At 34.6% G+C, this 254-nt stretch carries 1 protein-coding gene; it reads right to left on the bottom strand.

What is annotated here, in order from left to right:
* A partial coding sequence (locus R0J92_RS24765) for an SsrA-binding protein (RefSeq protein WP_411053637.1) occupies nt 1-162 on the bottom strand: 162 nt, incomplete at its 3' end.
* Nucleotides 163-254: the final 92 nt, after the last annotated feature.

Below are 254 nucleotides of genomic sequence, written 5' to 3'. Positions count from 1 at the left end.
ATAGCCATCTTGTAAATTAACACGCCCTGCACGAATTGACTTCACTTCTGTGCCGATGAGTTGAATCCCAGCTTCATAGGTTTCTAAAATCTCATAGAGAAACCGTGCTTTACGATTTTCAGCAATAATTTTAATCCCACTTGGTTGATTTTCTTTACTCATTTGTATTCGTTCTTTTTTCTTTGTTCTTCGTTCTTTGTTACTGGTTAAAATTTTCTGTAATTAAACATTCAGTAAATCGGTAAAGGTTGCAG

The organism is Tritonibacter sp. SIMBA_163 (assembly GCF_046535935.1).
In the GTDB taxonomy this organism is placed as follows: Bacteria; Pseudomonadota; Alphaproteobacteria; order Rhodobacterales; family Rhodobacteraceae; genus Epibacterium; species Epibacterium scottomollicae.
This window is presented reverse-complemented; position numbering and strand designations above follow the sequence as displayed.